The following is a 15,659-nucleotide window of genomic DNA, read 5'->3' as shown; positions in this document are numbered from 1 at the left end:
GCTGGGTAAGCATTTAACGCAGGTGGGTCAATGGCAGCTCGGTGCTGGCCAACACCTGGTTGAGCACGAAGCTCGAGCGCACGCTGGTGACGCCTTCGATGCGGGTCAGGCTGCCTAGAAGCAGTTTCTGGTAGTGGTCCATGTCCGGCACCACCACTTTCAACTGATAGTCGGCATCCATGCCGGTGACCAGGCTGCATTCGAGCACCTGTGGCAGGTTTCGGATGGCGGCCTCGAATGTTTCAAAGCGTTCCGGGGTGTGGCGGTCCATGCCTATCAATACATAGGCGGTCAGGCTCAGGCCCAGCTTCTTGCGGTCGAGCAGGGCCACCTGGCGCGAAATGTAGCCATCGTCCTCCAGTTGCTTGACCCGACGCGAGCATGGCGATGGCGACAGGCCGATGCGTTCGGCCAGTTCCTGGTTGGAAATGCGCGCATCGCGCTGCAATTCGGCGAGGATGCTCAGGTCGTAGCGGTCAAGTTTGCTCATGGCATTTGCCTTTTCTGTTCGGATTGCTGCGAATTATCAATCGAGGGTGAAAAATTGCGCAAGTGCTATTTATCTGAGCAATATTCGCAATCCTCTGTCGCAACCCGTCCGGTATCTTTATCACCAGAATCACTGCCCGGACATCAGTCCACGGCGACGCGCCCTAGGCGGGCGGTTGCGGCCAGCCATCCAACAGGATCTGCAGGCCCCCGGGCTACACACCTTCCAGAAGACGGTGTGAGGTGAGCCGGCGCCACAAGTGCCGAGCACGGACGACAATTCCTGAAGGGAGGCCCTGTGGCCTCCCTTTTTTCATGTCGGGAATTTTAATTTGCCTGTGTGGTGGGCGCGGTAGACTGGCGTTGGTTGCAGTTTTTTCTACCGAGAGGAACACCATGACGTCGCGCATCTGGCAGTTGGCAGGTGTTGGTTTGCTGGGTTTGAGCATCAGCCTTGGGGCCTTGGCTGAAGGGCCCGGCGAAGGGCCCGGTGAACGTGGCCAGCAGGTGCAAGGTGAGGGTGGGCCGGGGCGCTCGCTCAACTCGCGCGACGAAGTGCGCCAGACCCAACCGCCGCGCCAGGGGTATTACCAGGACATTCCCCGCCGCCACGGTGATGATCACCACTGGCAAGCCGGTGGCCCGGGGCAACGGCCCGGTGGCGACTGGCACGGGCGCCCGGATGGCCACGGCAATGGCTGGGGGCCTGGGCCGCAGTATCGCCCGGGGCACACGGTGGACCATTTTTCTGACCGCTACTGGAAAGTACCCTACCGGGGCGCTGATTATTTCTACTCGGGGGGTTACTGGTACCGCCCGCACGGGGGCAGTTACATCGTGGTGACCCCGCCGTACGGCGTGCGGGTCAATTACCTGCCGCCTTATGCGCGGGAAGTGTGGTTGGGTGGTGCGCTGTTCTTTCTGGTGGCCGATACCTATTACCAGTACCTGGCAGACAGCCAGGAATATGTGGTGGTCAATCCGCCGGTCGGCGTGCCGTCGCCCGTGCCGGTGGCCCCGGCAAATGGCGGGTATGACGTGGTGGCCTATCCGATGTATGGCCAGGGTCAGGAACAGCAGGAGCAGGACCGCTACCAATGCCATCGCTGGGCGGTGAGCCAGTCAGGCTTCGACCCGGCGACGGCGACGTACGCACCGGCGGCCACTGTGCTCAGCCACTACCAGCGGGCGCTGGGGGCTTGCTTCAGTGGTCGGGGTTACAGCATCAACTGAACCCTGCGCGGAACTGTGTAGGCGCGGGTTTACCCGAGAATACGGTAGCGGCGGCAACGCTGAACGGCGGGTGGAAATTGGCCAGCAGGCCCGGCCCATTCGCGGGTGAACCCGCTCCTACAACGGCCTGTGCGCGTGTAGGAGCGGGTTTACCCGCGAATACGGTAGCGGCGGCAACGGTGATCGGCAGGTGGAAATTGGCCAGCAGCCCAGGCCCTTTCGCGATGAACCCGCGCCTACAAGGGATTGCGTAATCGGTGGGGCATGGGGGGTTACCTCATACCGGGTCGGCGTGCACCATCACGTCCGCCTGTGGGTAACGCTGGCGGATCACCCGCGAGGCCTCCACGCACAAACTATGTGCCTCATGCAGCGGCAGTTGCCCCGGCAGCTCCAGGTGCAGTTGCACAAACCACTGGTTGCCCGACACGCGCGTGCGCAGGTCATGCACGCCTTTCACGCCTGCAACGGCCAGCACCAGCGCAGCCATGTCCTCGCCAACGTCGCCGGGTAACGCTTTGTCCATCAGGATCGCCGTACTTTCGCGAGCAATTTGCAGCGCGCTCCAGAGGATGTAAAAGGCGATGCCCAGGCCGAACAGCGCATCCAGCTGCGGCCAGCCAAAACGCGCCAGCAACAGGGCCAGCAGAATGCTGCCGTTGAGCAACAAGTCAGAACGGTAGTGCAGTGAATCTGCCCGTACCGCAGTAGAGCCGGTGAGCCGGATTACCTTGTACTGCAGCGCCAGCAGGGCGACCGTCAGCACCAGCGACAGCAGCATCACCGCGATACCGATTGAGGTATCACCCAGCGGTTGCGGGGTGGACAGGCGCTCGACCGCCTGCACCCCGATCAGCACCGCACTGCCACCGATGAACAGCGCCTGCGCCATACCGGCCAAGGCCTCGGCCTTGCCATGGCCGAACCGGTGATCATCGTCTGCCGGGCGCAGGGCGTAGTGCACCGCCAGCAGGTTGAGGAACGAGGTCACGGCGTCCAGTGCCGAGTCAGTCAGCCCGGCCAGCAGGCTCACCGAACCGCTCAGCCACCAGGCCAGCGCCTTGCTCAGCACCAGGATGCTGGCCACCGCCAGTGACGCGCGCGTGGCCAGGCGGAGCAGGCGCTGGTGTTCAGCCGGAGTAGTGATCATCCGTGGTCAGTGTCCGTGTGGCTCAGGCTGTCGGTACCAGGCCCATACTGGCCAGTTGTTCGATGCTGCCGCGGTGCTGGATCAGCCGTGGGTCGTTCAGCGGCAGGCGCTGGCCCAGTTCGCTTTCCAGAATGGCTTGCAGCTTCAGGTTGTCGACCTTGCCATCCGGGCTGACGGCTTCTTGCAGTTTGGCCGGGTCAACCTGGGCAGTGCGGCCACCTGGGTAGTAGATGGCGCCGGTGGCAAAGTCGATACCGAAGGCAATCAGCCCCGGGATTACATAGAACAGGATGCCAATGGCATCCATGGCGGCAACCACAGGGTCGATCTTGCCGCCGATCTGGCCGCGCCGGTCCGGGTAGAAAATGGTGCCGCAGGCCGTCAGTTGGGTCAGCAGGGTGGCGATGAGGGCGCCACCGATGACGCGGGTCGAGATGCGCATGTAAATCTCCGAAAAGGTGTTCAGCAGGACAAGCGAAGCGCCTGCACCTGATGTTAAGACCATGATAGAGCAGGCTGGGTTCGCCGTTATACTCGCGAGACTGTTCGAGGACCACCATGATTTCATTACCCATTGATGCTGCCTTGCCCGCCCTGCGCCAGGCTCTGGAAAACCGTGACGAAGTGGTGCTTGAAGCGCCGCCTGGCGCTGGCAAGACCACCCGCGTGCCACTGGCGCTGCTGCACGAACCGTGGCTGGCCGGGCAGAGCATCCTCATGCTCGAGCCACGGCGCCTGGCTGCGCGGGCAGCGGCCGAACGGCTGGCCAGTGAGCTGGGCGAGCAGGTTGGCGAAACGGTGGGTTACCGCATCCGTCTGGACAGCAAGGTCGGCCCGAAAACCCGTATTGAAGTGGTGACCGAAGGCATCCTCACACGCCGCCTGCAAGCCGACCCGGCGCTGGAAGGGGTGGGCCTGCTGATTTTCGACGAATATCACGAACGCAGCCTGGATGCCGATCTCGCACTTGCGCTGAGCCTTAACGGCCGCGAGTTGCTGCGTGACGACCCGCCACTGAAGATTCTGCTGATGTCCGCGACCCTGGAAGGCGAGCGCCTGTCGCGGTTGCTGGACGATGCCCCGGTGGTCAGCAGCGAAGGCCGCATGCATCCGGTGGATATCCGCTGGGGGCGGCCGTTCCAGCCAGGCGAGTTCATCGAGCCACGGGTGGTGGACAGCGTGCTGCATGCGCTGGCTGACCAGGCCGGCAGCGTGCTGGTGTTCCTGCCTGGGCAAGCCGAGATCCGCCGGGTTCACCAAAGCCTTCAGGAGGTACTGGGCGCGCGCCCCGAGATTCTGCTGTGCCCGCTGCATGGCGAACTCGACCTCAATGCCCAGCGTGCCGCTATCGATCCGCCGCCCAAGGGATCGCGCAAGGTGGTGCTGGCCACCAACATCGCTGAGACCAGCCTGACCATCGATGGCGTGCGCGTGGTGATCGACGCAGGCCTGGCCCGAGTGCCGCGCTTCGACCCCGGCAGCGGCATGACCCGCCTGGACACCCAGCGCATTTCCCGCGCCAGTGCCACCCAGCGCGCTGGGCGTGCCGGCCGCCTGGAACCCGGCGTGTGCTACCGCCTTTGGTCCGAGGCCCAGCATGACCAGCTGGCCGCCCATGGCAGTGCCGAGATTCTCCAGGCCGACCTGGCCGGGCTGGCCCTGCAGTTGGCGCGCTGGGGTGTAACCCCCGAGCAGTTGCGCTGGCTCGACCAGCCGCCAGCTGCAGCGTACGCCCAGGCACAGGACCTGTTGGCGCGACTCAGCGCCTTCCGGCCGGGCAGCCGCGACACCCTCAGCGAACATGGCCAGGCCATGGCCGAACTGCCGGCTCACCCACGCATCGCGCACTTGTTGCTGCGCGGCCAGGACCTGGGCCTGGCACAGATGGCATGCGATGTGGCTGCACTGCTGGGGGAGCGGGACATCCAGCGTGGCGGTGGTGCCGACTTGCACAGCCGGCTTGCGCTGGTCAGCGGTGAGAGCAAGGCTGCGCGTGGCGGCCAGGGTGGTGTGCAGCGTGCTCGTCAGCTGGCCCGGCAATACCGTGGCCTGTTGCGTGGCAAGGTCGGTGCACCGGTTGCCGACCCGGACCACCCGCGCTGGCTGGGCGCCCTGTTGGCACTGGCCTACCCTGACCGGGTCGCCCAGCAGCGCCGAGCGGGCGGGGCGGAGTATCGGCTCGCCAACGGCCGTGCGGCCCTGTTTGGCGAAGTCGATGCATTGATGAAGTGCCCATGGCTGGTGATCGCCGACCTGGGTAGCCGCCAGGGGCAGCGTGAGGAGCGGATCTATCTGGCAGCCGAATTCGATCCGGCGTTGCTCGAGGGTGTGCTGGCCGAACAGGTCGAGCGGGTCGATATCCTTGATTGGGACGAGCGCGAGCAGGTGTTGCGCGCCGAGCGCCAGGTGAAGGTTGGCGAACTGGTCCTCAGCCGCGAGCCGCTGCCCGGGCTGGATGATGAAGCCAGGGCCCGAGCGCTGCTTGGCCTGGTCCGGCGCAAAGGTTTGAACCTGCTGACCTGGACGCCGGAACTGCGGCAATGGCAGGCACGTGTGGCGCTGTTGCGTCAGCTCGACCTGCAGAAGGATGGCCACAGCGAATGGCCTGACCTGGGGGACGAGGCCCTGCTGGCCAGCCTGGAAGACTGGTTACAGCCTTACCTGAGCAAAGTATCGCGCCTCAGCCACTTTGCCGCGCTGGACTTGCCGTCGATGCTGCGCAACCTGCTGCCCTGGCCGCTGCCGCAACGCCTGGAAGAACAGGCCCCGGCGCATTTGGCCGTGCCTTCCGGCTCGAACATCCGCCTGGATTACAGCGAAACCCCGCCGATTCTCGCCGTGCGTCTGCAAGAACTGTTCGGCCTTGCCGATACCCCGCGCATCGCCAACGGCCGGCAGCAGGTCAAGCTGCACCTGCTGTCACCGGCACGTCGGCCGGTGCAGGTGACCCAGGACCTGGCCAGCTTCTGGCGCACGACCTATGCCGAGGTGAAGAAAGACCTGAAAGGGCGGTATCCGAAGCATTACTGGCCGGACGACCCTCTGGTGGCCGAGGCTACGGCGAGGGCCAAGCCGAGAGGGAGCTGATGCACAACACTGAGTGTGGCAGGCCGCCCCCGGTGGCCTCAGGTGCTGGCTTCACCTTCCAGCAACATGAACAGGCGATACAGCACCACGGTGCTGAACAGCTGCAGGAAGCCGCTGAGGCTGTCCATGGCCAGTTCCATCCCAGGTGATGGCTCGGGGAAGGCCATCAGCAGCAGCCCGTCGATCAGCCAGATCGGCGCCAGCACGCCTACCACGCAGACCATGATGCGCATGAAATGCCCGGTGGTCATGCTTGCGCTGTCGCGCATCGCCTGTACCACCGGCCGGCCGCGCAGCACCAGCAGGTACTCGGCGAACACCAGGTTGATCATGATCCACACCCCCGGGAAGATGAACAGCGCAAGGCCGGCCATGATCAGTAGCGAGCTGATCAGGATCAGCAGGGCCAGTTGCGGCCACAGCTGCAGGGCGCGGGCGAACAGGTCGCGCTTGGCGATTTCCTGGCCGTTGCTGCGCGTGTCCAGGTACAGGATCAGGGCTGCGCTGTACAGCGGGTAGAACAACAGGCTGACCAGCATGCCGTAGGCCGGTGATGCCTGGTCGCCCAGCTGCCGGTACAGCAATTGAGTGACCAGGGCTTCCACCACCACCAGCGGCAGGCACAGCTGCAGGATGTTTGGCAGGTGACGGCGGAAGAAGTACAAGGAGTCGCGCAAAACGCTCAGCGGATTCATCAGTCAACATCGCATGGCAGTAAAAACAGGGGCCTAACTTTAGCCCAAAGCAGGCCTGGGGCTGTCACTTGCTGAAAAAAGTTTCACCGCAGCAGTGATTGAATCCCGCGCCTGTACGCCCCATCTTTGACGCTGTCCGATGTCCCGCTACCCCACGAGGTCGCCCCATGAACACTGAAGAACAAACCCTGATTGACGGCCTGTTCGGCCGCCTCAAGCAAGCCGAAGACCCCAGCCAGCCGCGTGACCCGCAAGCCCAGGCGTGCATCGAGCAGCACGTGCGTCAGCAACCGGCGGCGCCTTACTACATGGCCCAGGCGATTTTGGTGCAGGAGGCCGCAATCAAACGCCTCGACGAACAGAACAAGCAGTTGGAAGCCGAGCTGCAGCAGGCCCGTGCCCAGGCTCAGGCGGCACAAGCCACCAGCAGTGCGCCGAGCAATGGCGGGGGTGGTTTCTTGTCCAGCATCTTTGGTTCGGGTGGGCGCAACGCAGCGCCGGCGGTGCAGCCACAGCGCCCTTCGACGCCCCCTGTAGTGTCCGGTGGTGGCTGGCGCGAGCCGTCGGCCCCTGGTTTTGGCCAACCTCAGGCGCCGCAGCCTGGCTATGGCGCCGCGCCTGCGCGCAGCGGGGCCAGCAGCTTCCTTGGCGGGGCTATGCAGACCGCCGCCGGTGTGGCCGGTGGTGTGCTGCTGGCGCAGGGTATCAGCAGCCTGTTCAACCACAACTCGCAACCGGAAGAAGTCGTCGAGGTCATCAAGGAAGAGCCGGCGCCAGCCAGCGACAGTGGCGGCTGGAACGACCAGGGCGGGCAGCAGCAAGTGGCTGACAACGGTGGCTGGGGCAGTGACCAGGGCGGATACGCCGACGGTGGTTTTGGCAACGATGACGGCGGGTTCTTCTCGGACGACGATTCTTACGTCTGACAGGTCTGGCATACTGCTGGCATTTCCGGGGGCGCTTTGCGCCCCTTCGCGGGCACGCCCGCTCCCACAGGGGTACGCGCGATACCTGTGGGGGCGGGCGTGTCCGCGAAGGGCTGCGCAGCAGCCCCCCGGCACTCCAGGCCAAAAATGAGGTTCCCAGGTGAAAAAGATCGCGCTGTTCGCCGATGTGCAGAACCTCTACTACACCGTGCGCCAGGCCCACGGCTGCCATTTCAACTACACCGCCCTGTGGGCCGATGTCAGCCGCGAAGGCCAGATCGTCGAGGCCGTGGCTTATGCCATCGACCGTGGCGACAGCAAACAACAGCAGTTCCAGCAGATCTTGCGCAACCTCGGTTTCGAGGTGCGCCTCAAACCGTTCATCCAGCGCAGCGATGGCTCGGCCAAAGGTGACTGGGATGTGGGCATTACCCTGGATGTGATCGACGCGGCCAGCCGGGTCGACCAGGTGGTGCTGGCCTCCGGTGACGGTGACTTCGACCTGCTGCTGGAGCGGGTAATCCAGCGCCATGGCACCGAAGCGGTGGTGTATGGCGTGCCGGGGCTGACGGCGTTGTCACTGATCCGTGCTGCCACCCGCTACGTGCCCATCGAAGGCGCGCTGTTGCTCAAACACTAAGGTCTTTTCATGGAACGTATCGCTGTCATCGACTTTGAAACCACCGGCATTTCCCCCGGTACCGGCTGCCGTGCCACCGAGGTGGCGGTGGTAATGCTCGAGGGTGGGCGCATTGTCGAGCGCTACCAGAGCCTGATGAATGCAGGCGTGCCGGTGCCGGCTTTCGTCGCAGGGCTGACCGGCATCACCACCGCCATGCTGCGCAGTGCGCCGCCGGTGGACAAGGTGATGAACGAGGTGGCCGAGTTCGTCGGCGGCACCCCATTGTTGGCGCACAACGCTGCTTTCGACCAGAAGTTCTGGGACTACGAGCTGAGCCGTATTGGCCGCAGCCGCAGCCAGCCCTTCGCGTGTTCCCTGTTGCTGTCACGGCGGCTGCTGCCCGCCGCGCCGAACCACAAGCTGGGCACTTTGACACGCTGGGCTGGGTTGCCAGACACGGGGACCGCGCACCGGGCCATGGCCGATGCCGAAATGGCCGCCAACCTGCTGCAGCATCTGGCGGGTGTGTTGCACCAGGACCACGGGGTTCAGCAACTGTCGCACGAGCTGCTTTGCCGGCTGCAGAAGACCCCGGCTGCGAAAGTGCGCGAAGCGCTGGCCAAGTACGGTCAGGGGCTGGCAGGTGATCGTCCCAGGCGATAAGCCAGCCACACCGGATGCACCAGAATTGTGCCGCTCATTTGCACCCGTTCTGTAACGTCCCTTCACCCAGGCAGGCCGTTAAACTGAGGCACCCGTAAACGGATTTCGAGTTTTCCCCATGCCTGCCTCCCGTCGTTTCCCGCTGCTGCTGATTGGCGCCTTCCTGGCCCTTTATCTGGTCTGGGGTTCCACTTACCTGTTCATTCGCATCGGCGTCGAGAGCTGGCCTCCGATGCTCATGGCCGGTGTGCGATTCCTGATCGCCGGTGGCCTGCTGTACGGCTTCCTGCGTTGGCGCGGCGTGCCGGCACCTACCTGGCCACAATGGCGGGCGGCAGGGGCGATCGGTTTCTTGTTGCTCAGCTGTGGCAACGGCGGGGTCACCGTGGCTGAGCATGCCGGCGTGGCTTCGGGCGTGGCGGCTTTGGCGGTGGCGACGGTGCCGCTGTTCACCTTGCTGTTCGGCCTGTTGTTCGGGCACCGCAATTCGAAGCTGGAGTGGGCGGGGATAGCCCTTGGGCTGGTGGGCATCGGCCTGCTGAACCTGGGCTCCAACCTGCAGGCAAGCCCGATAGGTGCAGCGCTGATCATCTTCGCGGCGGCGTCCTGGGCGTTTGGCTCGGTGTGGAGCAAGACCTTGCCGCTGCCCCAGGGGCCGATGGCCAGCGCAGCGGAAATGCTGGCCGGGGGTGCGGTGCTGTTGCTGGGCAGTGTGCTATCGGGCGAACGCATGACACAGCTGCCGACCGCCGCTGGCTGGGGGGCGCTGGCCTATCTGGTGTTCTTCGGTTCGATCCTGGCGTTCAGTGCCTACATGTACCTGCTCAAGCACGTGCGCCCGGCAGCGGCCACCAGCTACGCCTACGTCAACCCGGCGGTGGCGGTGCTGCTGGGGATCGTCTTTGCCGGTGAGCAGATTGGCGCTGAAGAGTGTGTGGCGATGGCAGTGATCATCGGTGCGGTGGTGCTGATCGGCCTGCCGCAGTGGCGCAAGGCGCCTGACCCTGTGCAACCGTTGAAAGGTGAAATCTGCAAGTAGGCAGGGGCGATGCGGTAAACTTGCCGCCTTCGCTGAACCCCCTGACGGTATTGCCATGAATTTCGCCAAACTCGGCCTGATCGAACCGCTGCTGCGCACGCTGCAGCAACTGGACTACACCACCCCGACCCCGGTGCAGGCCAAAGCCATCCCCGCCGTGCTGGCCGGCCGCGACCTGATGGCCGCAGCCCAGACCGGTACCGGCAAGACCGCAGGCTTTGCCCTGCCTGTGCTGCAGCGCCTGGCGCTGGAGGGCGAGAAGGTGGCCAGCAACTCGATCCGCGCCTTGGTGCTGGTGCCCACTCGCGAGCTGGCCGAGCAGGTGCACAACAACGTGCGCGAATACGCCGAGAACCTGCCGCTGAGTACTTACGCGGTGTATGGCGGGGTCAGTATCAACCCACAGATGATGCGCCTGCGCCGGGGTGTCGACCTGCTGGTGGCTACCCCTGGCCGCTTGCTCGACCTGTTCCGGCAGAACGCCGTGAAGTTCAACCAGGTGCAGACCCTGGTGCTGGATGAAGCCGACCGCATGCTGGACCTGGGCTTTGCCGAAGAGCTGCAGTCGGTGTATGCGGCACTGCCGCGCAAGCGCCAGACGCTGCTGTTTTCCGCCACCTTCTCCGATCAGATTCGCATGCTGGCGGGGCTGGCGCTGAATGACCCGCTCAGTATCGAAGTGAGCCCGCGCAACGCCACGGCCACCAGCGTCAAGCAGTGGCTGGTGCCTGTGGACAAGAAGCGCAAGGCCGACCTGTTCTGCCACCTGCTGCGCAAGCAGCGCTGGAAGCAGGTGCTGGTGTTCGCCAAGACCCGCAATGGCGTCGATCAGCTGGTGGAGCGCTTGCTGGCCGAAGGCGTGAATGCCGACGGCATCCACGGTGATCGCCCACAGGCGACCCGCCAGCGTGCGCTGGACAGCTTCAAGGCCCGTGAGGTGCAAGTGCTGGTGGCGACCGATGTGGCGGCCCGCGGCCTGGATATCGATGACTTGCCGCTGGTCGTCAACCTTGACCTGCCGATCGTTGCCGAAGACTACGTGCACCGCATCGGGCGTACCGGGCGGGCGGGCAACAAGGGCGAGGCGATTTCGCTGGTGTGTGCGGATGAAGTGCAACTGCTGGCGGCTATCGAGGTGCTGACCCGGCAGACCCTGCCGCGTCATGAAGAGCCGGATTTCATCCCCGAGCACCGGGTGCCGATGACCGATGCCAGTGGGCAGGTTATCAAGAAACCGAAGAAGCCCAAGAAGCCGAAAGAAAACAGCGCCAAGCGCGGGCTGGGGCGCTGGATGGACAGCAGTGAAGCTGGCAGTGCGGAACCGGCGGTGAAGGCTGTACGCAAGGTGCCGAGCTTCAATGGTGGGCCGCGCAAGCGCAAGCCTTGAGGTTTTGGGGCCGCTTTGCGGCCCTTTGGCGACGCAAGGCCGCTCTCACAAGGACTGCGCCAGGCTTTAGATGAATACGGCGACCTTCAGGGCTTCCAGCGCCGGCTCGACCTTGATGCCCAGCGCTGCACCCAGCTCCATTACCCAGGGTTGATGGGCGGGTTTGCGGTGATGATGTTTCTCGACACTGCGCTGGGCTGAGGCTGAACACCGGCCTGTGGGGGCCTTGTGTCGCGAAAGGGCCGCGAAGCGGCCCCGGCATTATTTGCATCGACGCTGAAACCCCGGGGCTGCTGTGCAGCCCTTTCGCGACGCAAGGCCGCTCCCACACGGATCGCGCCAGCTTTCAGAAATTGAGCAAGACAGTTGCTCCCACAGGGTTGAGCCTGCGGGAGCGGTGTCGCTTACTCAGCTAATTTGTAAGCGATGATGTAATCGCCCATCTTGGTGCCCAGCGAGCCATGGCCGCCGGCAGTCACCAGCACGTACTGCTTGCCGTCCTTGCCGGTGTAGCTCATCGGCGTAGCCTGGCCACCCGCTGGCAGGCGTGCCTTCCACAATTCCTTGCCGTTGTTCACGTCATAGGCGCGCAGGTACTGGTCGAGCGTGCCGCTGAGGAAACCGACGCCACCGGCGGTGACGATCGAGCCACCCATGCTTGGCACGCCAACCGGCAGGCCGATCGGCACCGGAGTGCTGTCCCGGGTGGTGCCGTTCTTGTGTTTCCACACCACCTTGTTGGTGAACAGGTCGATGGCGGCGACGTAGCCCCAGGCGGGTGCCTGGCACGGTACGCCGAGCGGCGACATGAACGGGTGCATGGTCACTGCATACGGTGCACCGGTGTTCGGCTGCACGCCGCTGGTCTCGCTTTCGCGCTTGCTGCCTTCGGCAACCTGCTCACGCGGGACCATCTTCGACACGAACGCCATGTAGTTGGGCGAAGTGAACAGCAACTGGCGCACCGGGTCGACCGACACGCTGCCCCAGTTGAATACACCGACGTTGCCGGGGTAGACCAACGAACCTTGTTCGGATGGCGGGGTGTACTGGCCTTCGTAGCGCAGCTCGCGGAACTGGATGCGGCACAGCATCTGGTCGAAAGGCGTGGCGCCCCACATGGCCTGTTCGGTCAGCTCTGGGCCGAGCAGGTTGAGGTCGGAACGAGCCTGGGTTGGCGAGGTGTGGTCGCCTTCCACTGCGCCTTGTGGGGTGGGGATCTCGCGGATCGGCACGATGGGCGTACCGTCGCGGCGGTCGAGCACGTACAGGCTGCCTTGCTTGGTCGGTACGATGATCGCCGGTTTCACGCCATCGTCGGTTTTCAGGTGTACCAGGGTCGGCTGGCTGCCGACGTCCATGTCCCACAGGTCGTGATGGGTGAACTGATAGTTCCAGCGTGCCTTGCCGGTGGCCAGGTCAAGGGCGACCACGCCGGCACTGTACTTCTCGGCGCCTGGGGTGCGGTCGGCGCCCCACTGGTCCGGGGTCTGGTTGCCCAGCGGCAGGTAGATCATGCCAAGGTCTTCGTCGACGCTGGCGATTGACCACATGTTGGCCGAGTTGCGGCTATACATTTTGCCGGCAGCCAATGGCTTGGTGTCGTCCGGGTTGTTGCTGTCCCAGTTCCACACCAGGTGGCCGTCGTGCACGTCGTAGGCGCGGATCACCCCGGACGGCTCATTGGTCGACTCGTTGTCGGTGACGTGGCCACCGATGATCACCAGGTCACGGGTAATGGCAGCAGGCGAGGTGGAGTAATAGCCGCCGGCGGTGAACGGGCCAATGCCGGTGGTGAGGTCGATCACGCCCTGGTTGGCGAAACCTTCGCAGACCTTGCCGTTGTCGGCGTTGATGGCGATCAGGCGGGCATCTGCAGTCGGCAGGTAGAGACGACGCGGGCAGGCTTGGGCCACCGCCTGGCCTGCGTCGGTAATTTTCGGCGCCGGGCTGCCGTCGCGGCTGACGTAGCGGTTTTCGTCATAGTACGAGACGCCACGGCACGTCATGTGGGCAAAGCCTTTGAAGGTGCCGGTCGGGCTCTTGACCTGCGGGTCGTAGCGCCAGATTTCCGCGCCAGTGTCCGGGTCCAGCGCCAGCAGGCGGCTGTGCGCGGTGCAGGCGTACAGCATGCCGTTGACCTTCAGCGGGGTGTTCTGGTTGGTCAGCTCCACCGGGTCGTTTTCGGTCGGCAGATCACCGGTGCGAATGCGCCAGGCCTCTTCCAGGCGGTAGGCGTTCTGCGGGGTGATCTGGTGCAGCGGCGAGTAGCGGTCGCCATGCTCGGTACGGCCGTAAGCCTGCCATTCGCCGTCGGGCATGGCCGGTGCGGCACTGGCCATTTCGCTGCTGTCGCGGCCCAGTTCGCCGAACACTTCACCGGGATGGGTGAACTGGCTGCCCAGCGCGCAAGCGCCCGAAGCGACCACTGCCAGGCCGAGCAGTGCAGTATTGGCTTTGCTGGCCGGGCCGATCAGCGGGCGACGTGCCCACGGTAGCAGCAGCACCACGCCGATGGCGAACCAGATGGCCAGACGGGGCACCAGTTGCCACCAGTCCAGGCCCACTTCGAGCAGGGCCCAAACGGTGCTACCCAGCAGCACCAGGCCATACAGGCCCAGGGCGATCTGGCGTTGGGCCAGCAGCAGGATGCCCGAAAGGGCAAAGCCGATACCGGCGATCAGGTAGTACAGCGATCCGCCCAGCTGGCTCAGCTTGATACCGCCGGCCAGCAGGGCCAGGCCCATCAGCAACAGCAGCGCGCCAATCAGGCGCGGTAGCCAGCGGCTTCCTTGGTTCGCACCTTCAGTGCTCATCGTAGGTTCTCCGTCAGGTCAAAAAAGGGGTTAGAAACTGCTCTGGATCTTCAGGCCACCGATCAGGGCGCCATCCACCTGCGACACCCCGCCCGGGTGGCGGATGTACTGCAGGTTGGGGCGTACCGTGAGCCAGTCGGCCAAATGGATGCCGTAGTACAGCTCGGCGCTGTACTCGGTGTCCTGCACGGGCAGGAAGCCTGGGTTGTCGTAGTCGTAGAGGCCGGCGGCCTGGTTGGCCAGGCGGGCGTTCTTGCGATAGGCAGGGTTGACGTGCACGCGGGCCAGGGCGAAACCGATGTCGTCCTTGGCGCGGGCATCGAAGGGCCCTTTGAATACCAGTCCTGCCTGCACATAGTTGTCGATGGCATTGGTCTTCTTGTCATGCACGGTGGCGTTGGTGAACACGCTCAAGCCGCGTGACTGGTCGGACGCCAGCGAGGTGACCTGCTGCTGGGCGCCAATCCACAAGCCGTGCTTGCTCGAGCTGCTGCGGTAGGCGGCGCCGCTGATGGCGGCCGGCTGACCGTTGCTGTCCTTGAGAACATCTTGTGCCTTGGCATTACTGTAGTAGTAGCCGGCACGATATTCCCCTTTCAAGCCTTGGATACGTGGGGTCCATACCAGTTCGAACGGCATTACCGCACCTTGGGTGCCGCTGCCGCTGAGCTTGAAACCATTGCCAGATTCAAGGTTGGAAGGGTTCTGCTCGAAGACGCCGACCTGTGCGTACAGCTCAGGGGTAAGGTTGTAGCGCACGCGCAGGGCCCACTGGCTGACTGGCCAGTTGTACCAGATGCCACCTACCCAGTTGCCCACCTGCGAGCCGCAGAAGGCCAGGTTCTGGAAGTCGCAAGGGAAGCTGTTGAAGTCCTCGCCTTCACCGAAGCGGCCGAATTTCACATCCAGCGCACCGTCGAAGTACTTCTGCTTGATCCACATCTGCGTCAATCGCCAGGTTTCGCCGCGGCCCCAGACTTCCTGGGCGGAGGTGAAGCCGCCGACACGCGGGTCGTTGATGCGGTCGTTGCTGATGTTGTCGCCGTGACGCTCGGTGACGGTCAGCTGGAGTTCGGTGTCGTGCCAGCCGAGGATCTTGTCCAGGTCCAGGTGGCTGCCAAAGGTGAACTGGTCGCTGTAGCGCGCGGTGCGGTCGTGGTCGTAGCCGCCGTGCAGGTTGCTGCCCATCTCGCCGGTGTAGCCAAGGGTAAAGTCGTAGCCCTTTTCCAGCAGTTCGCTGCGGGTTCCACCCCAGTCGCCGAGCATCCACGGGGAGTCGCTGGCGAACATTTCGCTGGCGCTGGCGGGGGTTGCCAAGGCACTGAGGGCGAGGCCGATGTAACAGGTTTTAGGCAGTTGGAACATGAGATAGCGCTATCTTTTGATTATTGAAAAAACGGCAAGCGCATCGAAGGGCGAGCCCCTCAATGGATATGGCGACAAGGTTGTTCGATGAAGCGTTTCAGCTTGCGGCGGGGAGGATATAGGGGAAGTTGTAAGAAAAAAAGACAAATTGTCGCAGAGGATTGTTGTTGAACGGGCAACAGTCGTC

13 protein-coding genes are annotated in these 15,659 nt (G+C 64.1%); 7 read left to right on the top strand and 6 right to left on the bottom strand.

What is annotated here, in order from left to right:
* Nucleotides 1-13: 13 nt before the first annotated feature.
* Nucleotides 14-490: an Lrp/AsnC family transcriptional regulator gene (locus tag AC3WLP_RS04030; protein ID WP_003249795.1), complete on the bottom strand. Its 477-nt coding sequence runs from the start codon at nucleotides 488-490 to the stop codon at nucleotides 14-16.
* A gap of 395 nt (nucleotides 491-885) precedes the next feature.
* Between AC3WLP_RS04030 and AC3WLP_RS04025 the strand changes: the two genes are divergently transcribed.
* Nucleotides 886-1,722: a DUF6515 family protein gene (locus tag AC3WLP_RS04025; protein WP_004576861.1), complete on the top strand. Its 837-nt coding sequence runs from the start codon at nucleotides 886-888 to the stop codon at nucleotides 1,720-1,722.
* A 277-nt stretch (nucleotides 1,723-1,999) separates the two neighbouring features.
* Here AC3WLP_RS04025 and AC3WLP_RS04020 read toward each other — a convergent pair whose 3' ends face one another.
* A complete protein-coding gene (locus tag AC3WLP_RS04020; RefSeq protein WP_088513255.1) occupies nucleotides 2,000-2,872 on the bottom strand; it encodes a cation diffusion facilitator family transporter in 873 nt (290 codons plus the stop codon).
* A gap of 22 nt (nucleotides 2,873-2,894) precedes the next feature.
* On the bottom strand, nucleotides 2,895-3,314 hold the full coding sequence (locus tag AC3WLP_RS04015; RefSeq protein ID WP_017147974.1) for a hypothetical protein: 420 nt from the start codon (nucleotides 3,312-3,314) through the stop codon (nucleotides 2,895-2,897).
* A gap of 116 nt (nucleotides 3,315-3,430) precedes the next feature.
* On the opposite strand from AC3WLP_RS04015, the gene hrpB reads away from it, so the two are divergent.
* Entirely contained in the window at nucleotides 3,431-5,959 is a 2,529-nt protein-coding gene (hrpB, locus tag AC3WLP_RS04010; protein ID WP_088513254.1) for an ATP-dependent helicase HrpB, read from the top strand.
* Between the two features lie 38 nt (nucleotides 5,960-5,997).
* Here the strand turns inward: hrpB and AC3WLP_RS04005 are convergent, their stop codons facing one another.
* Nucleotides 5,998-6,654: a YciC family protein gene (locus AC3WLP_RS04005; RefSeq protein ID WP_003249806.1), complete on the bottom strand. Its 657-nt coding sequence runs from the start codon at nucleotides 6,652-6,654 to the stop codon at nucleotides 5,998-6,000.
* A 167-nt stretch (nucleotides 6,655-6,821) separates the two neighbouring features.
* Here AC3WLP_RS04005 and AC3WLP_RS04000 point away from each other — a divergent pair, with 167 nt between their 5' ends.
* The 5 genes from AC3WLP_RS04000 (at nucleotide 6,822) to rhlE1 (ending at nucleotide 11,291) form a co-directional block, all read left to right on the top strand.
* Nucleotides 6,822-7,580, top strand: coding sequence for a DUF2076 domain-containing protein (locus AC3WLP_RS04000; protein ID WP_088513253.1), 759 nt, complete (start codon nucleotides 6,822-6,824; stop codon nucleotides 7,578-7,580).
* A 160-nt stretch (nucleotides 7,581-7,740) separates the two neighbouring features.
* Entirely contained in the window at nucleotides 7,741-8,220 is a 480-nt protein-coding gene (locus tag AC3WLP_RS03995) for a LabA-like NYN domain-containing protein (RefSeq protein WP_010955394.1), read from the top strand.
* Nucleotides 8,221-8,229: 9 nt separating this feature from the next.
* The gene (locus AC3WLP_RS03990; RefSeq protein WP_088513252.1) at nucleotides 8,230-8,865 is read left to right on the top strand and encodes a 3'-5' exonuclease; all 636 of its coding nucleotides are present in this window, start codon (nucleotides 8,230-8,232) and stop codon (nucleotides 8,863-8,865) included.
* Nucleotides 8,866-8,983: 118 nt separating this feature from the next.
* A complete protein-coding gene (gene yedA, locus AC3WLP_RS03985; protein ID WP_012053787.1) occupies nucleotides 8,984-9,904 on the top strand; it encodes a drug/metabolite exporter YedA in 921 nt (306 codons plus the stop codon).
* Between the two features lie 55 nt (nucleotides 9,905-9,959).
* Nucleotides 9,960-11,291, top strand: coding sequence for an RNA helicase RhlE1 (gene rhlE1 / locus AC3WLP_RS03980; RefSeq protein ID WP_003249817.1), 1,332 nt, complete (start codon nucleotides 9,960-9,962; stop codon nucleotides 11,289-11,291).
* 404 nt (nucleotides 11,292-11,695) lie between these two features.
* Here the strand turns inward: rhlE1 and AC3WLP_RS03975 are convergent, their stop codons facing one another.
* Nucleotides 11,696-14,107 carry a glucose/quinate/shikimate family membrane-bound PQQ-dependent dehydrogenase gene (locus AC3WLP_RS03975; RefSeq protein ID WP_019752450.1) on the bottom strand — a complete coding sequence of 804 codons (2,412 nt, stop codon included), beginning with the start codon at nucleotides 14,105-14,107 and terminating at the stop codon, nucleotides 11,696-11,698.
* Between the two features lie 30 nt (nucleotides 14,108-14,137).
* Complete coding sequence (locus AC3WLP_RS03970) at nucleotides 14,138-15,472, bottom strand: carbohydrate porin (protein ID WP_003252108.1); 1,335 nt, start codon at nucleotides 15,470-15,472, stop codon at nucleotides 14,138-14,140.
* Nucleotides 15,473-15,659: the final 187 nt, after the last annotated feature.

The sequence above is a fragment of the Pseudomonas sp. FW305-E2 genome, assembly GCF_058782925.1.
The sequence above is the reverse complement of the archived record's forward strand: the minus strand, read 5'-3'. Positions and strand labels throughout refer to the sequence as shown.

Bases quoted from the DNA above. Each gene is read 5' to 3' on its own strand.
- AC3WLP_RS03970 (WP_003252108.1), bottom strand. From the start codon at position 15,472: ATGTTCCAACTGCCTAAAACCTGTTACATCGGCCTCGCCCTCAGTGCC.
- AC3WLP_RS03975 (WP_019752450.1), bottom strand. From the start codon at position 14,107: ATGAGCACTGAAGGTGCGAACCAAGGAAGCCGCTGGCTACCGCGCCTG.
- AC3WLP_RS04030 (WP_003249795.1), bottom strand. From the start codon at position 490: ATGAGCAAACTTGACCGCTACGACCTGAGCATCCTCGCCGAATTGCAG.
- AC3WLP_RS04025 (WP_004576861.1), top strand. From the start codon at position 886: ATGACGTCGCGCATCTGGCAGTTGGCAGGTGTTGGTTTGCTGGGTTTG.
- hrpB (WP_088513254.1), top strand. From the start codon at position 3,431: ATGATTTCATTACCCATTGATGCTGCCTTGCCCGCCCTGCGCCAGGCT.
- AC3WLP_RS04020 (WP_088513255.1), bottom strand. From the start codon at position 2,872: ATGATCACTACTCCGGCTGAACACCAGCGCCTGCTCCGCCTGGCCACG.
- AC3WLP_RS04000 (WP_088513253.1), top strand. From the start codon at position 6,822: ATGAACACTGAAGAACAAACCCTGATTGACGGCCTGTTCGGCCGCCTC.
- AC3WLP_RS04005 (WP_003249806.1), bottom strand. From the start codon at position 6,654: ATGAATCCGCTGAGCGTTTTGCGCGACTCCTTGTACTTCTTCCGCCGT.
- AC3WLP_RS03990 (WP_088513252.1), top strand. From the start codon at position 8,230: ATGGAACGTATCGCTGTCATCGACTTTGAAACCACCGGCATTTCCCCC.
- AC3WLP_RS04015 (WP_017147974.1), bottom strand. From the start codon at position 3,314: ATGCGCATCTCGACCCGCGTCATCGGTGGCGCCCTCATCGCCACCCTG.
- rhlE1 (WP_003249817.1), top strand. From the start codon at position 9,960: ATGAATTTCGCCAAACTCGGCCTGATCGAACCGCTGCTGCGCACGCTG.
- yedA (WP_012053787.1), top strand. From the start codon at position 8,984: ATGCCTGCCTCCCGTCGTTTCCCGCTGCTGCTGATTGGCGCCTTCCTG.